Here is a 20,239-nt window from a genome sequence, read left to right as displayed (position 1 = left end):
TGTCAGATCAGAACGACGCGTTCATGCCAATGTAGAAGGCACGGCCGGGCTCGTTGAACGTGTTCGCGCCCGCCGAGGTGGTGTTGCCTTCACGATAGACACGCTTGTCGAACAGGTTGGTAATGCCGCCGTTGATCATCATGTTTTCGCGCACCTGGTAGGTCAGACCGAGGTTGGCGATAGAGTAGGGGCGCCGCGATTCCGTGTTGGCGAGCGCACCGCCGGTGGTCGCGCTGGAAGTCGGCGCGTGGATCGTGCCGAACCAGCTGACCGAGGCCATCAGGTTCAGCTCATCCGTCGCCTGCCAATCCACCGCGGCGTTGATCGTGTAGTCCGGCACGAGGCTGAGCGGCTGTCCGTTCGACTTGTCCTCGGATTCGATCATGTAGGTCGCGTTGGTGGTGAAGTTGACCGTCTCGCTGAACGGCATGGCGAAGTTGGCTTCGAGGCCGGAGACCACGGCCTTGGGCACGTTGTCCCATTGCAGCACCCAACCGCCTGCATTGTTGGGGTTGGCGTTCGCGATCGGCACGCGGCTCGAGGAGATGCGGTCCTTGTAGTCGTTGTGGAAATAGGTCAGGCCAGCGACCACCCCCGATGCCGCATCATTATACGCGACACCCACCTCGGTATTGACGGAGGTTTCCGCCTTCAGGTCCGGGTTTCCGACGACATAGCAGCCGACGCCGTTCTGAGCCGGGAAATCGGTCGGGCAACCGTTGCCCATCGTATAATAGACATAGTTCGGGTTCAGCTGGAAGAGGTTCGGTGCCTTGAACGCGCGGGCGATACCAGCCTTCACCTGCCACCGGTCGTTCAGGTGGTAGGTCGCGTTCAGCGCCGGACTGAAATTGGAACCGAAGTTGGAGTTGTAGTCCACCCGCAGCCCCGGGGTGAGGATCAGCTTCTCGGACCAGTAGAAGTTGCTTTCCGCATAGATGCCGTAGGTCTGCTGGTCGGTCTTCGGATCGCGTTCCCCCTGCGGGTCCGTGCCCGGAATCTCCACACCCGGCGCAAGTCCCTGCCGGTTGGAGACCGGATCATCCATGTATTCGCCGCGGAACTCTGCGCCGAGCGTCAGCACCTGGTCCCGGCCTGCGATGGCGAAGGGCAGATTCCACTCGGATTTCGCGGTGATGTTGTCGAGGGTGATCGTGCCGGTTTCCCCGGTGTTGATCGCCCCTTCGGAGCTGCCCGCGAGACCCTCAAGATTGCGGTTGTTGCGCGTATTTTCCCACTGCAGATAGCTGAAGGAATCGCCGAAATCGAAAGCGCCGGTATGCGAGACCGAGAGGGTGCGGCGATACATCCGGTTGGTTTCGGCACCGGAGTTCGCCAGCTCCTCCAGAATGTCGTTGACGCCGGCGAGCTGCCGGTCGCCGTTGAAGATGTTGCCTTGGCGCGAGAAGTTGAACTCGAAGTCCAGCTTCTGATCGGGCGTCACATCCCAGCTGAGCAGCGCCCCGACATCCTTGTTGACCACGCCTTCCCGCCCGGCAGGCGGCGCCTGATTCGGATTGACGTTGGCATCGGCGTTGATGTCGGGATCGTCTGCGTCGGTCTTGTTGTAGTTGCCGTAGACGCGGAAGGAGAGCACGTCGTTGATGGGCCCGCCGAGCATCAGGTTGCCGCGCTGGGTCCCGCCTTCAGCCGAATCCTCCGGGAAACCGAAACGCAGGCCGATGGTGCCCATCATCGCTTCGGGACGTTTGGTGATGATGTTCACCACCCCACCGGAAGACCCCGAACCATAGCGCGCCGCTGCCGGACCACGCAGAACCTCGATCCGTTCGACCATCTCGGCCGGGACCCAGTTGGTATCGCCACGCGTGTCGCGTTCGCCCGCACGACCCATGCGTACGGCGTTCCGAGAGAGAACCGGCTTTCCGTCGATGAGGATCAGCGTGTTCTCCGGCCCCATGCCGCGGATGTCGATCTGGCGCTGGTTGCCGCGCTGGCCGGAAGCCGACGTGCCGGTCAGGTTGACGCCCGGCATTCTGCGGATGATCTCGGACAGATCATTTGCAGGGGGCTGACGCTGCAGATCGGTGGCGGTGATGGTCGAGACGCCGGGAGCCTGCCTGAGTTGTTCCTCTGCCGAGAGGACAACTGTTTCCAGAACGGTCACTTCCTCCTGGTTGTCCTCGGGCTGAAAGACTTCCTCCTGTGCAAGCGCACTGAAGGGGAGATGGGCAAGACCGAGGCAAAGCGCGGTCGACGATGTAAGGCGCAATGGGACAGGCATGAGAACTCCGCAATGGGGGGGTGCGAATTACCTTGCGGACGTGATGCTGGCTGGGAAATTCGTCTTGAGATGCGCGGTACGAATGGCGAGCGAAAACGTCAAGAATTCGTGACAGGGGTTGCGCGCCTTGTGGTGCAGATTTGACACGGTTGGGGTCTGACTGCGCGCATTTGTCGCGGAACGCCAATGCGCTGTCTTGGAATTCAGCGGAATATCCGTGGCAATTGCGCGTTCGATACCTATCGCGGCGATTATTGTTTCGCGTATCCTGCCGTCACATCGATCCCAACCATGCCTCCGCAGCGCTGAGGCTGGTTCACAGCGTGACGGGTGCGGTCTGAACCCGCTTATGCAGGTAACGGGGGCTCGCCTCACGCGGATTGGTATTTCAAGCCCCCTGTGCAGCTTCGGGGCTAGGCAAAAGTCGTGCTCTTTCCCCGCAGGTTGCCATCGCCATAGGAGCGTCAGAGGTACGCTCTCCCCCAGTATCGTGCAGCCCCAGGGCCACGCCGCCGCGGGCATCGCGTGCAAATCCAAACCGGTTCAGCCCGTATCCGTTGTCCGCTAAACCGGCCGTCCCGCCCTCTGTTGCGATGGTCCGGTTGGGAGCGACAATGTCGCCAAGCACCTTGCTTCGGTCGTAGGTGGAAGTCCGCAGTATCGGGGCTGGATGTGGCGGCGACCCTTTTCGCTGCCACGCTGCCACGCTGCCACGCTGCCACGCTGCCACGCTGCTATCACGCAGGCACACCGGCCACTGTTTGGCGGCTAGGCCTCCGGCGTCCGGACCGGACGGGCGGCGCCGTCCTCATCAAGGGCGACGAAGGTGAAGATCGCTTCCGTTACCTTCTGGGTCAGGTCGCTTTCCCGTTGACGGCGCCAGGCTTCGACATGGATGCGCATGGATGTCCGGCCGACGTGCTGCACCTCGGCAAAGAGCGAAACCTCGTCTCCGACCTTGACGGGACGGTGAAATTTCATCCCTTCCACGGCGATTGTGGCGCTCCGCCCGCGGGCGGTGAGCGCGGCGACCGATCCTGCGGCAAGGTCCATCTGGCTCATCAGCCACCCGCCAAAGATGTCGCCTGCCGGATTGGTGTCGGCGGGCATGGCGATAGTGCGGATCGTCGGCTGATCCTTCGGCGGCGTATCTGGCATAGGCGGGTCAACCTTGGCTGGAGAGGATGGCCGATCTTGCCCGTTCTAAGTGGCGCGGAAAAGACTGCTTTCGGAGAAGGATGGCCGGGATGCCGCAGGGACAGGCCTTCACTGGATATTCCACAGTGCAGGAGGACGCGCGCAGGGTAACGAGGAAGGAGATAGAGCCATCGCGTTTGATGGCACAATCGCCTGCGCTCCGAAGTAGAGAGTGGTGTCTCGCCACGTTCTGCAAGGCGCCGATGTGGTGCCGGCAATTCCGCAACTCGCCGATCTGGCTGAGGCCTCGGACGCGCCCCGCCTTCCTGAGCCTGCAGGTGCGATCCGTGCCCATGAAGCCGTCGGCAGGGTCGGTGTTGCGAATGACACAGACGGGAGGGAGAAAACTGCCCATGTGCCCGGCCTTCTGCACCGCGGTCCATTCCGGTCGCGGTGACGGACACGATGCGCGACCCTTCTCTGTCAGACGCGGGCGGAATTTCGCGGTTTCTGCGGCGTCTTTGTTCCTTTGTGATCCTGGCGATGACGGGGTTTGACGAGGCTATCCATGCCACCCGTCAGGGGTAGATGAGGGATATGTCGTGCACCGGAGCCTTCTGGCCACCATACCGCCTGGCTGAATGACAAAAGGAGAGCCAGGAGACGTTCTCCTGCCTGCCCTGCTGCACGTGAGCGGAGGGTTTCCCGTTTTGCCGATGCCTTCCACCGGCCTGGCGGACTATTCCTGTCGGCGATGACGAACCTTGAAAGAAGCGCATTCGGGCAGGTGAGTAACGGGCTCGGCCGGGCCGCTCACCGCCGTGGCGGAGAAAATGCCGGTGATATTCGCCAGTGGGACGCGCGGTGGCGAGGTGCTTTCGCGCGCCAACGATCCGGCCGGATGCGGAGATTGCGCTCCTCCGGTGGGTCTGTCGGGTGATCTTCCGGCGGTGAAGGCTCGTCCGCTGGTGCTTTTGCTCCTCATGTCTGGCGCGAGTGTGCAAAGGATGGTCTCCCCACTTTCCCGGCTGGGCCTTCGGACTTACGGATAGACAACGGCCGGGAGGAACCGGCGCATCACAGGAGGTTGGCATGACGAAAAAAATCTATTGCGCGTTCGGGACGGACATCGACTCGGTGGCGGGCTGGATCGGTTCCTACGGCGGCGGAGACAGCCCGTCGGACATCCAGAGGGGCGTCTTTGCGACGGAAGTAGGGATTCCTCGGCTGCTGCGGCTGTTCAGGAAATACGATCTTAGAACCAGCTTCTTCATACCTGGACATTCGCTTGAGACTTTCCCCGATCAGATGCGGATGATCGTCGATGCGGGGCATGAGGTGGGGGCGCATGGCTATCTGCATGAAAACCCCATCGCGATGACCCCGCAGCAGGAGGAGGACGTGCTGGTCAAGTCCATCGAACTGATCGAAGGCCTGACAGGCAAGGCGCCCCGCGGCTATGTCGCCCCTTGGTGGGAGATGTCGAATTCAACCGCCGCGCTGCTGCAGAAATACGGTTTCAGCTACGATCACAGCCAAGGCTACCGCGATTTTCAGCCATTCTATGCCCGCGTCGGCGACGAATGGAACACGATCGACTATTCGGGCCGCGCGGAGAGCTGGATGCGGCCGATGAAGCATGGGAAGGAAATCGACCTCGTCGATATCGCCGCGAACTGGTATGTGGATGATCTGCCGCCCATGATGTTCATCAAGAAGTCGCCGAACAGCCACGGTTTCGTCAATCCGCGCGATATCGAGGCGCTCTGGCGCGACCAGTTCGACTGGGTCTATCGCGAGATGGACTACGGCGTCTTTCCCTTCACCATCCATCCCGATGTCTCCGGCAGGCCACAGGTGCTGCTGATGCTGGAGCGGCTGATCGAATACATCAGCGGGCACGAGGGGGTCGAATGGGTGACCTTCGAGGAGATTGCCGACGAGTTTCGCAAGCGATTCCCGTTCGCGGGAACCGCGCGGCCAGAGGTGATCTGACATGTGCTCGGCCTGTGGTTTCCCCGCAGCCCCCGGCCACTGGACGGATGCGGGAGCCGTCACCCCGGCAGACCGGCTGCGGCTCCGGTTCCTGCGCTTGGCCGCGGTCAACCGGTTGCTCGCTCCTTATGGGTTGAAAGCGCATGATGATGGCGTGACCCCGGGCCTGCAGCTTTTCTCCCCGACCGGCGCGTGGGAGATCGTGCCGGATCTGGAGGCGCTCTGGAATGCAGCCGGGCGGATGGCGGGGGCACCGATCGATCCGCTTTCGCACCGCGCGCTCGCATGAACGCGGGCCGGCTCCCACTCACGATCCTTGGAGGATTTCTGGGGGCCGGCAAGAGCACATGGCTCCGCCATCGCCTCCACGAAGGGGGCTTCGGACGGCACCATATCCTTGTGAACGAGGCGGCGGAGACGCCGGTTGACAACCTCCTGTTGGGTCGTGCCCGCAGCCTTGACGTGCTGGCGGGGGGCTGTGCCTGCTGCGCCGGGAAAGACGCGCTTCTGGCCAAGCTCCGCGATATCTGCGATTCCGCAAGCGGTGAGGCGGCGGGGGAACTGGACGGCATCCTTCTGGAAACCAGCGGGCTCGCCGACCCGCTCGCGATAGCCAACGCCATCGCGGGGGATCCCGTGCTCGTGCGGAGGTTGTCGGTTGCGGGGCCGGTAGTGCTGATGGATGCGAGCCTTGGTGCCGAGCAGCTCGTGACGGAGCCGCTGGCCCGCGCGCAGGTGGAAACCGCGACGCGAGTGATCCTCAGAAAGCCTGACGCGGCCTCCCCGCAAACGCTTGCCCGGCTGATTGCCACGCTGCGGAAGATCACGCCGGGGGCGGAGATTTCGCTGGCGGAACGCGGCGTCCCGCGCGCGTTGCCCACGGTGGGGCCTGAGGTGCCGCCACTTCCTCTGCCCGCTCTCGCGAGAGGGATGCCAATCCTCGCTCATCGGCTGCCGATCGGGACAGAGGGCGATTGGATTGCCCTCTCCACCTGGCTTTCTGCTCTGCTCGTGGCGCGAGGAGACGATGTGATACGTGTCAAGGGCGTGGTGCGTGCGCCGGCCGGCCGGCTCCTGCTGCAATCGGTGCGTCGCTCCATGCAGCCGCCGGAGATCCTGCCCGACAACGACGGCGACCTTCCCGGACCCCCGCCGCAGGAGGGTGTGATCGTGCTGATCGGTCGCAATCTGGAGGCCGATCTGCTGGCCCGTTCATGGGAGAGGTTCAGCGGCCAAGGGGGTAAATGACGCTGCGGCGGCGCCATATAGGTAGCATACTAATTGATTGTATGCGTCTCGATATGCTAACGGCAAGATCAGACACCTTGAGGGAGGACGCTCATGCAATTTCATCTCAACGGCTTCCGCACCGGCGCCCCGGATGTGCAGGAGGCCGCGCCTGTGTTGCCCACGGACATTATCGATGTCCTGATCATCGGGTGCGGTCCTGCCGGGCTGACGCTCGCTGCGCAGCTGGCCGCCTTCCCCGAGATCAGCACGCGGATCGTGGAGCGAAAGGCCGGGCCGCTGGAGCTTGGTCAGGCCGACGGGATCGCCTGCCGCACGATGGAAATGTTCAATACCTTCGGCTTTGCCGACCGGGTGGAGCGGGAGGCCTATTGGGTCAACGAGACCACATTCTGGAAGCCGGGCCACGAAGCGGAGCAGAAGATCGTCCGCCACGGGCGCATCGCGGATACGGAGGAGGGGCTGTCGGAATTCCCGCATGTCATTCTCAATCAGGCGCGCGTGCATGATTTCTATCTTGAAAAGATGGCCAACGCTCCCACACGGCTGATGCCGGATTACGGCCTCCGGCTTGTCGATCTGACAGTGCCGGAAGAACGCGATGCTCCGGTTGTCGTGAGGCTGCAGCCGGTCGATGCGACGGGAGACGAGGGGGTAGAGACGATCCGCGCCCGCTATGTGGTGGGTTGCGACGGAGCACGGAGTGTGGTGCGCGCGTCCATCGGGCGGGAGCTCCGCGGTGACAGCGCCAATCAGGCGTGGGGCGTCATGGATGTGCTCGCCTATACCGATTTTCCCGATATCCGCCTCAAGACAGCGATCCACTCGGCGAGCGAGGGAAGCATCCTCATCATTCCGCGCGAGGGGGGATATCTCGTCCGCTTCTACGTGGAGCTGGACAAGCTGGCCGCAGACGAACGCGTGTCGTCGAAGAACATCACGCAGGATGAGCTTGTCGCCGCGGCACAACGCATCCTGCATCCCTATGTTCTGGATGTGAAGCAGGTCGCCTGGTGGTCCGTCTATGAGATCGGCCAACGACTGACGGACAAGTTCGATGACGTGCCCGCCGGGCAGGAAGACAGCCGCCTGCCGCGGGTGTTCATTGCGGGCGATGCCTGCCACACCCATAGTCCGAAAGCGGGACAGGGAATGAACGTCTCCATGCAGGACACGTTCAATCTCGGCTGGAAGCTGGCCGCCGTGTTGCGCGGGCTGGCAGGGGCGGAGCTGCTGCACAGCTATTCGGCGGAGCGGCAGGCGATAGCGCAGGAGCTGATCGACTTCGATCGCGAATTCGCCAGGATGTTCAGCGCCAAGCCCAAAACGGCAGAGGACGACGACGGCATCGATCCGGCGGAGTTCCAGCGCTATTTCATCAGGCAGGGCCGGTTCACCGCCGGCACCGCGACCCGGTACACCCCCTCAAGGCTGACGGGGGCAGGGCGGGACCAGGTATTGGCCAGGGGGCTGCCCGTGGGTATGCGCTTCCACTCCGCGCCGGTAATCCGTCTTGCCGATGCGAAACCGATGCAGCTTGGCCATGTGCATGAAGCGGACGGACGTTGGCGTATCTATCTGTTTGCGGGTGCCGAAGGGCTGAGCGGAGATTTCGCCGCGCTCTGCGACTGGTTGAACTCGGAAGCCTCCCCTATTCACCGTTACACTCCGGCGGGTGCCGACGTGGATGCAGTGTTCGATGTCAGGGGCGTGTTCCAGGCCTCGCATCAGGCGATGTCCATGGACGAACTCCCGCCGATTCTGTGGCCGCAGAAGGGTCGCCTGGGGCTGAAGGATTACGAGAAGGCGTTCTGCGTCGATCCGGCCGCCGATATCTATGATATGCGGGCCATAGACCGGGCGCGCGGCTGCATCATTGTCGTGCGCCCAGATCAGTATATCGGAGAGGTGCTCCCGCTCGATGCGCGGGAGCGGCTGGGGCAGTACTTTGCGGGGCTGCTCACCCTCCGCTGAAAATGACGGGCCGGGGTGTTGTTCCGGCCCGTTCCTCACCCACGGTCGGGGATCAGCGCTGTCAGCAGGACGCCGACGAGGGCCAGTCCCGCGAGGATCATCAGGATCGACTGGATTGACAGACCTGCCGCGATCAGCAGGCCGCCGATCAGGGGACCGCCAACGCCGCCCAACCGTCCGAACCCCGCGCACCACGCCACGCCCGCACCCCTGACCCGCGTGGGGAAATAATTGGCGACGAAGCCATAGATCAGGGTTTGCGTGCCGCTGGTTCCCACGCCGGCCAGCGCGACGATGCAAAGCAGCACAGCGATGGGCAGATCAAGCGTCAGCAGCAGGATTGCGGCAGCACCTGTCAGGAAGCTCATGGCCACCACCGGTTTGGGCCCCATCCGGTCAGCAAACCTGGCAGCGATCAACGGCCCCACCATCGCGCCGCCATTCAGGACCAACAGGAAGGAGAGCGAGCCTTTGGCATTGTAGCCCGCCCGCAGCATCAGTTCCGGCAACCATGTGTTCAACGAATAGACGAGCAGCAATCCCGTGGCACTCATCAGTCCGATCAGAAGAGCGGGCAGCATGAAATCTCCAAAAAGGCCGCGATAGCCAGCGCCGCTTCCCGTCTCGGCCGCCTGGATGGAAGCGGTCTCCGGCATCGGCAGACCCGTGCGCTCTGCCACTGCACGCGCTTCGTCCATCCGCCCGCGGGAGACGAGCCAGGCCACAGATTCCGGCATCTTGAAAACGGCGAGCGGCAGCAGGGTTACCAGCGGCAGCCCGCCGATCGCGAACATCCAGCGCCAGCCGATCTGGTCGAGCAGCAGGATCGCGAGAGCCGCGGCGGCGAGGCTTCCAAGCGGTACACCGTTGTAGGTAATCGCGTTGTACAGGTTCTTTCTGCCGGGCGGCGCATATTCGGAAACCAGTGCCGCCGTCGTCGCGAGCAGCGCGCCCACTCCAAGGCCGGTCAAGAAGCGAAAGATGCCGAACATCAGGGCTGTATGCGTCAGCGCGGTAATGAGCATGCCGATGGAAAACCACGCGTAGGCCCCGAGCATCATCCTCCGCCGCCCGAGCCGGTCGCCGAAACTGCCCGCCAGCAGCGCACCCACCAGCACACCGAGAAGCGCATAGCTCCCAAGCGCGCCAGCCAGTGCGGGATCGACGGGACCGAGATGCGAAGGATCGCGCAGGAAGGTGGACACCACCGTGCCATAGACCACGAGATCGTAGCCATCGAACATCAGTCCGGCCATCGAAAGGCCCACGACCCAGGCGACGGTTCGTCTCCGGCGGCGTTCTGCCGCCGCTTCGGTTGTCATGTTGTATTCCCTCCCACAGGTTCGCTTTGCAAGGCGGCATCCCCGGCCACCATCCCGTAATTATGTAGCTTACTTATCAATATAAGTAAGCATACTTTTTAAATGGCGCTTGAGCCGCGACGTGGCGGCACGCTAGGAAGCGGCATGAGCAGCCTCTACACACTCCCCGGGCATCTGATCCGCCGTCTTCAGCAGATAGCGGTCGCGCTCTTTGCGGCGCGCATGGCGGAGGCAGGGCTGGACCTCACGCCGGTACAGTACGCGGCCCTCACCACGATCCGGGATAATCCGGGCATAGACCAGGCGACGCTGGCCGGGCTGATCGCCTATGACCGGGTCACGCTGGGGGGCGTGGTAGAACGGCTGGAGCAGAAAGGCTTGGTCCATCGTGAGGTCAGCGTGCGGGATCGTCGCGCGCGGGAGATCCGGTTGACCGAAGCCGGCGATGACCTGCTCGCGACAGCGCTGCCTTGGGTGGAAAAGGTGCAGGCGGACATCGTGGATGCCTTGGGGCAGGAGGAGCGGGGAACGTTCCTGGCCCTGTTGTCCAAGCTGACGGATGCGGGCAATGACCGGAGCCGCGCTCCGCTTCGCGATAGCCGGACGGACCAGGCCCGGAGCTGAGAGGGCGCTTCATGCGCTCCTCCTCTGTATGCGATCCTGCACCGACGGCGTTATATGCATATATTGTTTTATGAATGATAAGGCCGCGGGGGAGCTTCTCGTTGTGTAATCGCCCAATAATACAGCAAGCAGCGAATATTCGGCGCGTCACTATGCAGTCATAAGAGTTTTGCCGCCGTGCATTTAGACGCGCTTGGACATTTCATCGGTACGCATGAATGTTTCCTCAGATTGCATGCAATACATACATGCAATCCATATGGGAGTTTTCATGCCTTCGACCGTTGCCCAATCGGCATCCAGACGCGCACCGGCAGTCGAGCTATCGGGGGCTTCGGTGTCCTTTGGCGCCGGTACGAAGCGTATTCAGGCGCTGCAGCCGACGACGCTGCGTATCGCGGAAGGGGAGTTTCTGGCACTGGTCGGCCCCTCTGGCTGTGGAAAGTCCACCATCCTGCGGCTTGCGTCCGGGCTGTTGGCACCGACCGGAGGAGCCGTGATGGTGGGCGGGCGGGAAGTGACGGCAAAGGCGCTGCGCGTCGGGATGGCGTTCCAGAACCCGACCATGCTTCCGTGGCTCACCATCGAGCGGAACGTCATGCTGCCGCTTCGCATCGTGCGGCCGTTCCGGCAGGATTATCAACGCAAGAAGCGTGGCGAGTATCGCGACAGGGCACATGCGCTGCTGGAAGATGTCGGCCTGTCGAAATTCGCCGGACATTACCCATGGCAACTTTCGGGCGGGATGCTCCAGCGGGCGAACCTCTGCCGTGCGCTGATCCATGAGCCAAGCCTTCTGCTGCTGGACGAGCCGTTTGGCGCGCTGGACCAGTTCACGCGGGAGGAGCTCTGGAGCACGATGCAGGATCTGTGGATCAAGCGCCGTCCAACGGTGCTGCTCGTTACCCATGATCTCAAGGAGGCAGGCTTCCTCGCCTCCCGCATCTGCGTGATGAGCGCGCGCCCCGGCCGGATCATCGATGATAGCCCGGTCGAATTCCCGCGCCCCCGGACGGTTGAAATGACATTTGCACCGGATTTCGTGGCGTTGAACCAGCGCCTTCGGGAGCGGATCACCGAGGCGCGCATGGCCTCGGAGGCGGCGATATGAGCTATCGTGTCAGACGCCATCTCTGGGCTGCCGGATTGATCGTGCTGTTCTTCGCGACGTGGGAGGTGCTGTGCATCGCGCTGAACGTCTCCGACCTGATCGTCCCGCGCCCGAGCCAGGTATTCGAGGTGATGATCCGGCGGATGCCGGTTCTCTGGCCGCATATGATGCAGACCCTTTGGACGACGATGATCGGCTTTGCCCTGGGGGTCGCGGTAGGCGTGGTGATCGGGGCGATGATCGGCACGTCCCGCATCGCCTATGACACCGCCTATCCGCTCCTCATCGGTTTCTCCTCCATTCCGAAGGTCGCGGTCGTGCCGATCTTTGTACTGTGGTTCGGGGTCGGTCCGGTGCCGGCGATCCTGACGGCCCTCGCGATGTGCTTCTTCCCCATCGTCGTCAATATCGCCACCGGGCTTGCGACCACCGAGCCGGAGCTGGAGGATGTGTTGCGTTCGCTCGGAGCCTCCAAGCTCGATATCCTGCTGAATGTCGGGCTGCCCCGGACGATGCCATTCTTCTTTGCCTCGCTGAAGATCGCCGCGACCTTCGCCTTCGTCGGCACCGTGCTGGCGGAGACGGTCGCCTCCAACAAGGGGATCGGCAATGTCATGATGGCCGCCTCCTCCAACTTCGACGTGCCGCTGGTCTTTGCGGGGCTGTTCATCCTCGCCGTCATGGGTGTCGCCCTCTACGCGATCTTCTCGCTGGTCGAGCGCCGTGTCGTCGGATGGGCCGACCGGCGCGCGGATGGTCTTGCTGCCTGATTTCCTGCTCCCCTTCCAACACGGAGAACTGCCATGTTCTGCAAGAGCCTTACCGGCCTGATCCTGGGCCTCTGTCTCACCGGCGCTGCTCATGCCGATACGGATGTCCGCTTCACGCTGGGCTGGAAGACCCAAGGGTCCGACGCCCCGATCCTGCTCGCCCTCTCCAAGGGCTACTTCAAGGAGGAGGGGCTGAATGTCACCGTCGATCAGGGGGAAGGGTCCGCCGCCACGGTCACGCGGATCATGTCGGGCACTTACGACGCCGGCTTCGGCGACATCAACGCGATCATCCAGAACGCTGCCACCCGGCCTGATGAGACCCCGCTCATGGTCTATCAGATGTGGAGCAAGCCGCCCTTTGCCATCGTCTCAAAAAAGGAGACGGGGATAAAAACACCCGCCGATCTGGAGGGCAAGACCCTGGGCGGGGCGCAGGGCACGCCCACGACACGTCTGGTGACCGTCCTGGGGCGGGTGAACAATGTGGACATGGACAAGGTCGCCGTCACCAACATGGCGCCGAACCTGCAGGAGCCGATGCTCATCAAGGGCGATATCGACGGCGCGCTGATCTTCAATATCACCAGCTGGTTCAACCTGATCGCCAACCGGCAGAACCCGGCGGAGGATTACAACTGGCTGAACTTCGGTGATTTCGGTCTCGACCTCTATTCCAACGGGGTCATGGTCTCGCAGAAGATGGCGAAAGAGCACCCGGAGGCCGTCGCAGGGCTGGTACGCGCCATCAACCGCGCGGCGGTGGAGATCGGCTCAGATACTCAGGCGGGTGTGGAGGCGATCACCGCCTATGACAACCTTGCCAACGCGGAGCTGGAGAGGGAGCGGATGCTGTTTGCCTACCGCAACCTGATGCAGTCGGAGGAGGCGGATCGGATCGGCCTTGGCGATCTGGACGATGCGCGACTGACCCGCTCCATCGCGATCGTCGGAGAGGGGTATCAGCTCACCGCCCTGCCCACAGCGGAGCAGGTGTTCAGCCGCGCCTTTCTGCCGCCACTGGAAGCCCGGCGACTGGTTGTCGTCGGCGAATAAAAGGCCCGGGCCGCAGGCTGCCCGCCTGACGATGTCAATGCGCGATGCCGCAACCTTTCATCGCCTGCGCGATGGTTGCGGCGGAACCGCCAAGAGGGAAGGTGAGGGCGCGGCCGGTGGCGGTGTCCCTGACCTCCGCTGTCCGTCCCGCCATGAGTATGCGCGATATGGAGGCTCCTGCCCGGAGATCGGCGAAGAGCGCGCTGCCCCGCGGCGAGAAATGCAGCCCGGTCGGCCTGTCATCCACGCGAAGCTCCGCTTTTGCGCCGGAGCCACCGATACCGCCGACGCCCACCAATCCGCTGCCGTCCGGCCTGCAGAGATAGGTGAGCGACCCGCCCGGCACATCCACGCCTGCAAAATGCTCGCCGCTCCGGGCCGCGCCGTATTTCCACTGCGCTCTGGGCACGACGGCAGAGCGTGGGGAAGGCGGCGTCTGTGGAGTTTCACACATCTGCTTTACGCAGGCGTGATAGCGCGGGTTCGAGGCGCCCGGATTGTGATACAGGCACTGCCAGACGCAGCGCTGCATCTCATCTTCGTCCGTGTTCATCTGGGCTTGGGCCGGACTGGTGAGCAGACCGGCCAATACAAGCGCCAGAGCAAATGTCGATTGTTGGAAAAGCGGAAAAATCATGGCCGCACCCTGCGCTTCAAATGCTGCGAGATTAACCGATAATGGTAATAGTTCCCAAGCGAATTGAAGGGCGCCGGCTTCGGATGCCGCCGCCCTTCGACATGTCAGCGGTGAACGGCCGTCCGCTCGGACGTCTGCCATTCCTCCCAGCCCGGCTCGCCCGTCATGAAGCGCTCGATCTCGACGCGCGACGCCTCGAGCTTCGGATCGTGACGGAGATAGGCCCGTGTCTCTCGAGCGACGAGGCCGGAGAGGATCAGCAGGCCGATCAGGTTCGGAATGGCCATCAGCCCGTTCATGACGTCGGAGAAATTCCACACCACGCCAAGCTGCACGGTGCAGCCGAAGAACACGACGAGGGAGAAGAGCACGCGGAACGGCATGACCCCCCGCCGGCCGATCAGCCGCTCCACATTTCGCTCGCCGTAGTAAGCCCAGCCGAGAATGGTGGAATAGGCAAAGAGCACGAGCCCGATGGTCACGACCCAGTGCCCCCACTCTCCGGGCAGGCCATGACTGAAAGCCTCGCCCGTCATGATCGCGGGCGAGATCTGTGCGCCGGTCGCGGGGTCCACCTGATTCCAGACGCCGGTGGTGATGATGACAAGACCCGTGCAGGATACCACGATGATCGTGTCGATGAAGGTCTGTGTCATGGAGACCAGGCCCTGCCGAACCGGATGCGTCGTCTGGGCGGAGGCGGCGGCGATGGCGGCGGAACCCATACCGGATTCGTTGGAGAAAATCCCCCGCGCCACACCATACTGGATGGCGATCATGATGCTGGAGCCGATGAAACCTCCCACGGCGGAGGAGCCGGTGAAGGCGGAGCGGAAGACCTCTGCAAAGGCGGCGGGCACCGAGCCGATGTTCGTGGCCAGGATATAGAGCGCGCCCAGAACGTAGAACAGGATCATCGCCGGAACGAGGCCGGCAGTCACGCGGCCAATGGACTTGATCCCGCCCACGAGCACGATCAGCGTCATTACCGCCAGAATTGCCCCGGTCAGCCAGAGCGGCACGGAGAAGCTCCGCTCCAGATTGGACGCGATGGAGTTGCCCTGCGTCATGTTGCCGATGCCGAAACAGGCGCAGACGGTGAAGATGGAGAAGCAGATGGCCAGAAACTTGCCGAAGCCGTTCCTGATGCCACGCTCGAGGTAATACTGCGGGCCGCCGGACTTCTCGCCCGCCGCATCCGTTACCCGGAACCGCACGCCCAGGAACGCTTCGGTATATTTCGATGCCATGCCCAGCAGCGCCGTCATCCACATCCAGAACAGCGCGCCCGGCCCGCCGATGGCGATGGCGGTCGCCACGCCCACGATATTGCCCGTGCCCACAGTCGCCGCCATGGCGGTCGTCAATGCCTGAAACTGGGAGATATCGCCTTCGGCTCCATCATCCTTGCGCGTGATGAGGCCAAGCCGCAGGGCCGCGCCCAACCGGACGATCTGGATGCCGCCCAGCCGGATTGTCAGGTAAAGCCCGGTTCCGAGCAGCAGGGGTATCAGCAGCCACGGCCCCCAGATGACGGAGCCGATAGCCCCGAGCGTCTGTTCCAGATTGTCCACTGTCCGTCTCCGTCGTTGTTACACTCCGGGTCTGACGATGGTCTTTGGCTTCAGATGTCAAGCGTCCGTGATGATAAACCGTCACTCCGGCGATTGGTCAGGTCTTTCCCACCCAGGGGAGCAGCCGCCGTTCCGCATAGCGAAGGGCAATCTCGCACAGCGTCGCCAGTGCGGAGATGACGAGAATCCCAGCGATCACCATGTCTGTCACCAGAAACTGTGCCGCAGACTGGATCATATAGCCCAATCCCCGCGTCGCCGCGACCAGTTCCGCCGCGACGAGCGTCGTCCAGCCCGCGCCGAGCGCGATGCGAACGCCGGTGAAGATCGAGGGGAGGGCTGCGGGAAACATGACCTCGCGGATCATCTGCCACGGAGTTGCGCCGAAGGCACGGGCGGCGCGGATCTGGCTCTCACCGGCCGCGCGGACGCCGGATACGGTGGAGATGACGATAGGGGCCAGCATGGCAATACCGATGACGAGGATCTTGGACGCCTCGCCGATACCGCACCAGATGATGATGAGCGGCAGATAGGCCAGCGGGGGCAGGGGGCGGATGAACTCGATAAGCGGGTCGAGAATCCCCCGACCGACGCGAGAGGTCGCGATCAGCAGACCAGCCGGAACGCCGATGGCGAGCGTGCAGACGAGCGCCGCGAACACCCGCCAGAGGCTTGCGGCCATGTGCTGCCAGAGCGTCGCATTGGCATAGCCGGTCGTCGCGGCGGTCAGGATCGCATCCGCCACGCGGGAGGGGGATGGCAGGAACACGGGTGAGGTCCAGCCCAGGCCGGATGCCGCTGCCCAGAGGGCAAGCAGCGCCGCCACCGTGAGGATTCCGATAAAGGCCCCGAAGGGCAGTCGCTTGCGGCTGCCGCTGGAGGCGATATGCAGCGTCGTCTCAGCCATCCCCGTCTCTCCTGTAGATCGCCGCCACGAGCCGTTCGCGGGCAGTGATGAACCCCGGCTCCGATTTCAGTTTGCGCGGGTCCTCCCCCTGAAGAAACCGACAGCCGAACTCCGCCTCCTCGACGAGCGCGATCCGCCCGGGATTCGGCGCGAGAACGACCACGCGCGTCGAAAGAAACAGCGCCTCCTCGACGCTGTGCGTGATGAGCAGCGCCCCGGCATGGCTCTCTTTCCACAGGCGCAGGAGAAGTTCGTGCATCTGGTCGCGCGTCATTGCATCGAGCGCGCCGAGCGGCTCGTCCATCAACAGGAACTCCGGTCGCCCCGAAAGGGCCCGGGCGATGCCCACGCGTTGCCGCTGGCCACCGGACAGTTCCCAGACCCGCTTGTCGCCCGCGCCTTCCAGCCCCACGGCGGCAAGAAGCTCCCGGGCGCGCGCTTCCCGCTCCGACGCCGGGCGACCTGCGAGCTTAAGCGGCAGGGCGACATTTTCCTTCACGGTGCGCCATGGGTAGAGCGCGTCGTCCTGAAAGACCACTGCGCGCTCCGGCCCCGGCCCGGTCACAGGGTTTCCGTCGATGATGACATGGCCCGCGCTGGGAAAGACGAAGCCCGCCGCGAGATTGAGGAGAGAAGTCTTGCCCGACCCGGAACGGCCGATGATGGAGATGAACTCCCCCCGCGAAAGATTGAGGTTGATGCCGTTCAGGACCGCCGGTGTCGTGCCGGCCGGTCCATAATGGAGAGAGACATGCTGAAGACTCAGGAGGGACATTCTGCCTCAAGCCGCGAAAAGGGTGTGCCCGTCCGGTTCATTTGAGGGCAGTTTCGGCAAAGCTCGCGTTTACATAGGGGCCGTAATCCTCCAGTGCCCGGGCGGACCCCTGCTCCTGCAGGAAGGCAGCGGTGGCCTTCAGCGCTGCCGCTGTCGCTCCGCCCAGAAAGGCAGGCGAAACCTGATCCTTCAGCCCGGCGAAAGCATAACCCTTAAGAAGGGCCGGCACATCGGCGGCAGGAGCACCGGTGAGCCTGGCGATCTTTTCCGCCGCCTCCGAGCCTTCTCCCCAGGCGGCAGGATCATTCAGATAGCTGTCCGTTGCATCCCCCGTCGTCTTGACGAAAGCCGCGACGATTTCGGGGTGTTGCGCGGCGTAATCCTTCCGCACGATCCACGCGTCGAAGGTCGGACCGCCCCAGTACGCCACGTCCGAACTGTCGGCGATCACGGTGCCGCCGGTTGACTTGATGCGGTTGAGCACGGGATCCCAGATATAGGCGCCGTCGATATCCCCCCGCTCCCACGCGGCCGCAATCTCCTGCGGGCGGAGGTTCAGCAGGCTCACCTCCGTGGGCTGGATGCCCCAGTGCTTCAACGCGGTGAGCAGCGAATAATGGGCGGTGGAGACGAAGGGCGTGGCGATCTTCTTGCCCTTCAGATCGGCAGGGGTGGTGATGCCCTTCGTCGCCAGCGCCTCGGCTTCGGCGATGTTTCCGACGATGTAGATGGCCTCGATCGGCAGACCTTGGGAGGCGGCGGCGGTGAGAGGCGAGGAACCGACATAGCCGATGTCGATGGCGCCCGATGCAATCGCTGCGATCACATCCGCACCCCCGCCGAACAGGCTCCAGGTGATCTCGGCACCGGTCGCCTTCTCATAGGCGCCGTCTGCCTGCGCGACGCGGGCGGGTTCCACGATCTGCTGCCAGCCGATACGCAGGTCTTCCGCCAGCGCGGGGAAGGCGGCGGAAGCAAGCAAACCTGCAAGCGCGAGGGTGAGGCGAAGCGGCATGGCGGAATTCTCCCGAGGTCTGAGCGAAGGCCGGGGAAATGTGCTCGAGAACCGCATTTTCGGCTATTCTGTATTTCGGGAGCATACCATGTGTGTGTTTCATCATCGGTCGCTTTGCTGGAATTTTCATCTACCAAGCGTGATATCCACGCAGGTCGGGGAAATACTGTCCCGCTGCGCAGCGGTGCGGCACCGGCCATTTTATGGTAAGGATGCGCCATTTCGATCATGTTCGTCGATCCGAGGAGACAATCTTGAAGATCTCGCGCATTTCCGATCGGCTCAGCATCTTCTGTCAGCCCGACCCCGCCGATTTTCCCACCATCGCGCAGGCGGGATTCGCGCGAATAGTCGACCTGCTGCCGAAGGATGAGGCATCCCGTCACTTCGGCTCGGGTACGGAGCAGCAGGCGCTCGCGGCGGGGTTGGCCTACGACTTCATTCCTGTCCGGGTGGAGGCAATAACCCGGGCCGATATCGCCGCTTTCGCCCGTGCTACCGCCGGGCCGGGGCAGGTACTTGCATATTGTGCCACCGGGCAGCGTGCGCTGCTGCTCCATGTGCTCGCCGAAGCGCTCGCGGGCAGGATGTCCCCCGCGGAGGTGATCGCCTTCGGGCAGGAACGGGGACACGACCTGGCGCTTGCGTCGGCGTGGCTGGAGCGTGATGCGGCCCGTTCGCCTGTCGTGGAGGGGTTCTACGATCCCCGGACCTCCAGCGTCCAATATGTCGTGAGCGACCCCGCGACGCGCTGCTGCGCCATCATCGACCCTGTGCACGATTTCGACGAGAAATCGGGAGCCACCCGAACGGAAAACGCCGACAGGCTGCTTGCCTATGTGGCTGCGCAGGAACTGAAAGTAGAGTGGATTCTCGACACCCATCCCCACGCCGATCATTTCTCCGCCGCCGCCTATCTCCGCGAACGCACGGGGGCACCGATGGCGATTGGTGCGCAGGTGCTGGAAGTTCAGAAACTCTGGCGCGACATCTACAACCTCGCGGATTTTCCGATGGACGGATCGCCGTGGGATCGGCTGTTCGCGCCGGGCGATACGTTCCGCATCGGCTCGCTCGAAGGGCGCGTGATGGCGTCTCCCGGTCATACGCTCGCCTCGATCACCTATATCGTCGGGGATGCGGCCTTCATCCATGATACGCTCTTCATGCCGGATGGCGGTTCGGCGCGCGCCGATTTTCCCGGTGGAAGCGCAGAGGCGCTCTGGCGGTCCATCTGCGACATTCTCGCCCTGCCGGATGAGACGCGGCTGTTCACGGGCCACGATTACCTGCCGGGTGGCCGTCATCCGCGCTGGGAAAGTACGCCGGCACAACAGAAACGCGAAAACCCGCATGTCATGGGGCAGGGTGAGGCCGGGTTTCTTGCGCTCCGCAAGGCGAGGGATGCGACCCTTCCGATGCCGAAGCTGATCCTGCCCGCCCTTCAGGTAAACCTCCGCGGGGGCCGTTTGCCCGAGCCGGAGTCGAACGGCATACGTTATCTGAAAATTCCGCTCGACGTGCTGCCAGGCGCTGTGTGGTGAGCATGGAAAGGGGGCGCTTTGCGCGTAACGTCCATTTTCCTAGGCAGAGAGGCGGCCCTGCTATGGCGCCAGCGGCCCCCCGGGGGTTCCCGCAAGTCCCATAGCATGGAACGCTGTGATCGACGGAGCTTGCTTGAGATGATCGGCTGCTCAAGCACAGGCGATAAGTGAGGGCCAGGTCCTGTTGCAACGCCTTTCCGTGCAAATACCACGACCGGCAGGATCGCGGACCTTGAGAGTGGACGCGGGCTAGAAACCCCTGATCGTTCCGCGTTCGCCGCAATTGGGCCTAGTTCGCCGTC

17 protein-coding genes are annotated in these 20,239 nt (G+C 63.3%); 9 read left to right on the top strand and 8 right to left on the bottom strand.

Annotated features, from left to right (window positions below; all coding sequences use genetic code 11):
- Nucleotides 1-7: 7 nt before the first annotated feature.
- Complete coding sequence (locus tag CDV49_RS04990) at nucleotides 8-2,245, bottom strand: FepA family TonB-dependent siderophore receptor (protein WP_088214466.1); 2,238 nt, start codon at nucleotides 2,243-2,245, stop codon at nucleotides 8-10.
- 768 nt (nucleotides 2,246-3,013) lie between these two features.
- Complete coding sequence (locus CDV49_RS04985) at nucleotides 3,014-3,403, bottom strand: acyl-CoA thioesterase (RefSeq protein WP_088214465.1); 390 nt, start codon at nucleotides 3,401-3,403, stop codon at nucleotides 3,014-3,016.
- A gap of 1,071 nt (nucleotides 3,404-4,474) precedes the next feature.
- Between CDV49_RS04985 and CDV49_RS04975 the strand changes: the two genes are divergently transcribed.
- From CDV49_RS04975 to CDV49_RS04960, 4 genes are all read left to right on the top strand, one after another.
- Nucleotides 4,475-5,377, top strand: a complete 903-nt coding sequence (locus CDV49_RS04975; RefSeq protein WP_088214463.1) for a polysaccharide deacetylase family protein — start codon at nucleotides 4,475-4,477, stop codon at nucleotides 5,375-5,377.
- A gap of 1 nt (nucleotide 5,378) precedes the next feature.
- The gene (locus tag CDV49_RS04970; protein ID WP_088214462.1) at nucleotides 5,379-5,666 is read left to right on the top strand and encodes a hypothetical protein; all 288 of its coding nucleotides are present in this window, start codon (nucleotides 5,379-5,381) and stop codon (nucleotides 5,664-5,666) included.
- Entirely contained in the window at nucleotides 5,663-6,625 is a 963-nt protein-coding gene (locus CDV49_RS04965) for a CobW family GTP-binding protein (RefSeq protein ID WP_088214461.1), read from the top strand. The genes CDV49_RS04970 and CDV49_RS04965 overlap by 4 nt, the downstream gene beginning before the upstream one ends.
- 93 nt (nucleotides 6,626-6,718) lie before the next feature.
- The gene (locus tag CDV49_RS04960; RefSeq protein WP_088214460.1) at nucleotides 6,719-8,599 is read left to right on the top strand and encodes an FAD-binding monooxygenase; all 1,881 of its coding nucleotides are present in this window, start codon (nucleotides 6,719-6,721) and stop codon (nucleotides 8,597-8,599) included.
- Nucleotides 8,600-8,634: 35 nt separating this feature from the next.
- On the opposite strand, the gene CDV49_RS04955 is transcribed toward CDV49_RS04960, so the two are convergent.
- On the bottom strand, nucleotides 8,635-9,921 hold the full coding sequence (locus CDV49_RS04955; RefSeq protein WP_088214459.1) for an MFS transporter: 1,287 nt from the start codon (nucleotides 9,919-9,921) through the stop codon (nucleotides 8,635-8,637).
- A 144-nt stretch (nucleotides 9,922-10,065) separates the two neighbouring features.
- Between CDV49_RS04955 and CDV49_RS04950 the strand changes: the two genes are divergently transcribed.
- From CDV49_RS04950 to CDV49_RS04935, 4 genes are all read left to right on the top strand, one after another.
- Entirely contained in the window at nucleotides 10,066-10,545 is a 480-nt protein-coding gene (locus CDV49_RS04950) for a MarR family winged helix-turn-helix transcriptional regulator (RefSeq protein ID WP_088214458.1), read from the top strand.
- A 337-nt stretch (nucleotides 10,546-10,882) separates the two neighbouring features.
- On the top strand, nucleotides 10,883-11,656 hold the full coding sequence (locus CDV49_RS04945) for an ABC transporter ATP-binding protein (RefSeq protein WP_256947242.1): 774 nt from the start codon (nucleotides 10,883-10,885) through the stop codon (nucleotides 11,654-11,656).
- Nucleotides 11,653-12,426 carry an ABC transporter permease gene (locus CDV49_RS04940; RefSeq protein ID WP_088214457.1) on the top strand — a complete coding sequence of 258 codons (774 nt, stop codon included), beginning with the start codon at nucleotides 11,653-11,655 and terminating at the stop codon, nucleotides 12,424-12,426. Before CDV49_RS04945 ends, CDV49_RS04940 begins: the two co-directional genes overlap by 4 nt.
- A 33-nt stretch (nucleotides 12,427-12,459) precedes the next feature.
- Nucleotides 12,460-13,482 (top strand): ABC transporter substrate-binding protein, encoded by a 1,023-nt coding sequence (locus tag CDV49_RS04935; RefSeq protein ID WP_088214456.1) that lies wholly within the window; start codon nucleotides 12,460-12,462, stop codon nucleotides 13,480-13,482.
- 34 nt (nucleotides 13,483-13,516) lie between these two features.
- Here CDV49_RS04935 and CDV49_RS04930 read toward each other — a convergent pair whose 3' ends face one another.
- The 5 genes from CDV49_RS04930 to tauA form a co-directional block, all read right to left on the bottom strand.
- The gene (locus tag CDV49_RS04930; protein WP_143413120.1) at nucleotides 13,517-14,260 is read right to left on the bottom strand and encodes a hypothetical protein; all 744 of its coding nucleotides are present in this window, start codon (nucleotides 14,258-14,260) and stop codon (nucleotides 13,517-13,519) included.
- Nucleotides 14,224-15,693 (bottom strand): alanine/glycine:cation symporter family protein, encoded by a 1,470-nt coding sequence (locus CDV49_RS04925; protein WP_088214454.1) that lies wholly within the window; start codon nucleotides 15,691-15,693, stop codon nucleotides 14,224-14,226. The genes CDV49_RS04930 and CDV49_RS04925 overlap by 37 nt, the downstream gene beginning before the upstream one ends.
- Before the next feature lie 97 nt (nucleotides 15,694-15,790).
- Entirely contained in the window at nucleotides 15,791-16,603 is an 813-nt protein-coding gene (locus CDV49_RS04920; RefSeq protein WP_088214453.1) for an ABC transporter permease subunit, read from the bottom strand.
- Entirely contained in the window at nucleotides 16,596-17,378 is a 783-nt protein-coding gene (locus tag CDV49_RS04915; protein ID WP_088214452.1) for a taurine ABC transporter ATP-binding protein, read from the bottom strand. The genes CDV49_RS04920 and CDV49_RS04915 overlap by 8 nt, the downstream gene beginning before the upstream one ends.
- 37 nt (nucleotides 17,379-17,415) lie before the next feature.
- Nucleotides 17,416-18,393, bottom strand: a complete 978-nt coding sequence (gene tauA, locus CDV49_RS04910; protein WP_088214451.1) for a taurine ABC transporter substrate-binding protein — start codon at nucleotides 18,391-18,393, stop codon at nucleotides 17,416-17,418.
- Nucleotides 18,394-18,647: 254 nt separating this feature from the next.
- Between tauA and blh the strand changes: the two genes are divergently transcribed.
- Nucleotides 18,648-19,937, top strand: coding sequence for a bifunctional sulfur transferase/dioxygenase Blh (blh, locus tag CDV49_RS04905; protein ID WP_179209120.1), 1,290 nt, complete (start codon nucleotides 18,648-18,650; stop codon nucleotides 19,935-19,937).
- The last annotated feature ends 302 nt before the right edge of the window (nucleotides 19,938-20,239 follow it).

The organism is Haematobacter genomosp. 1, assembly GCF_002196855.1.
Taxonomy (GTDB): Bacteria; Pseudomonadota; Alphaproteobacteria; order Rhodobacterales; family Rhodobacteraceae; genus Haematobacter.
Note: the sequence above shows the minus strand (reverse complement) of the source record. Positions and strands in the feature narration are given on the sequence as shown.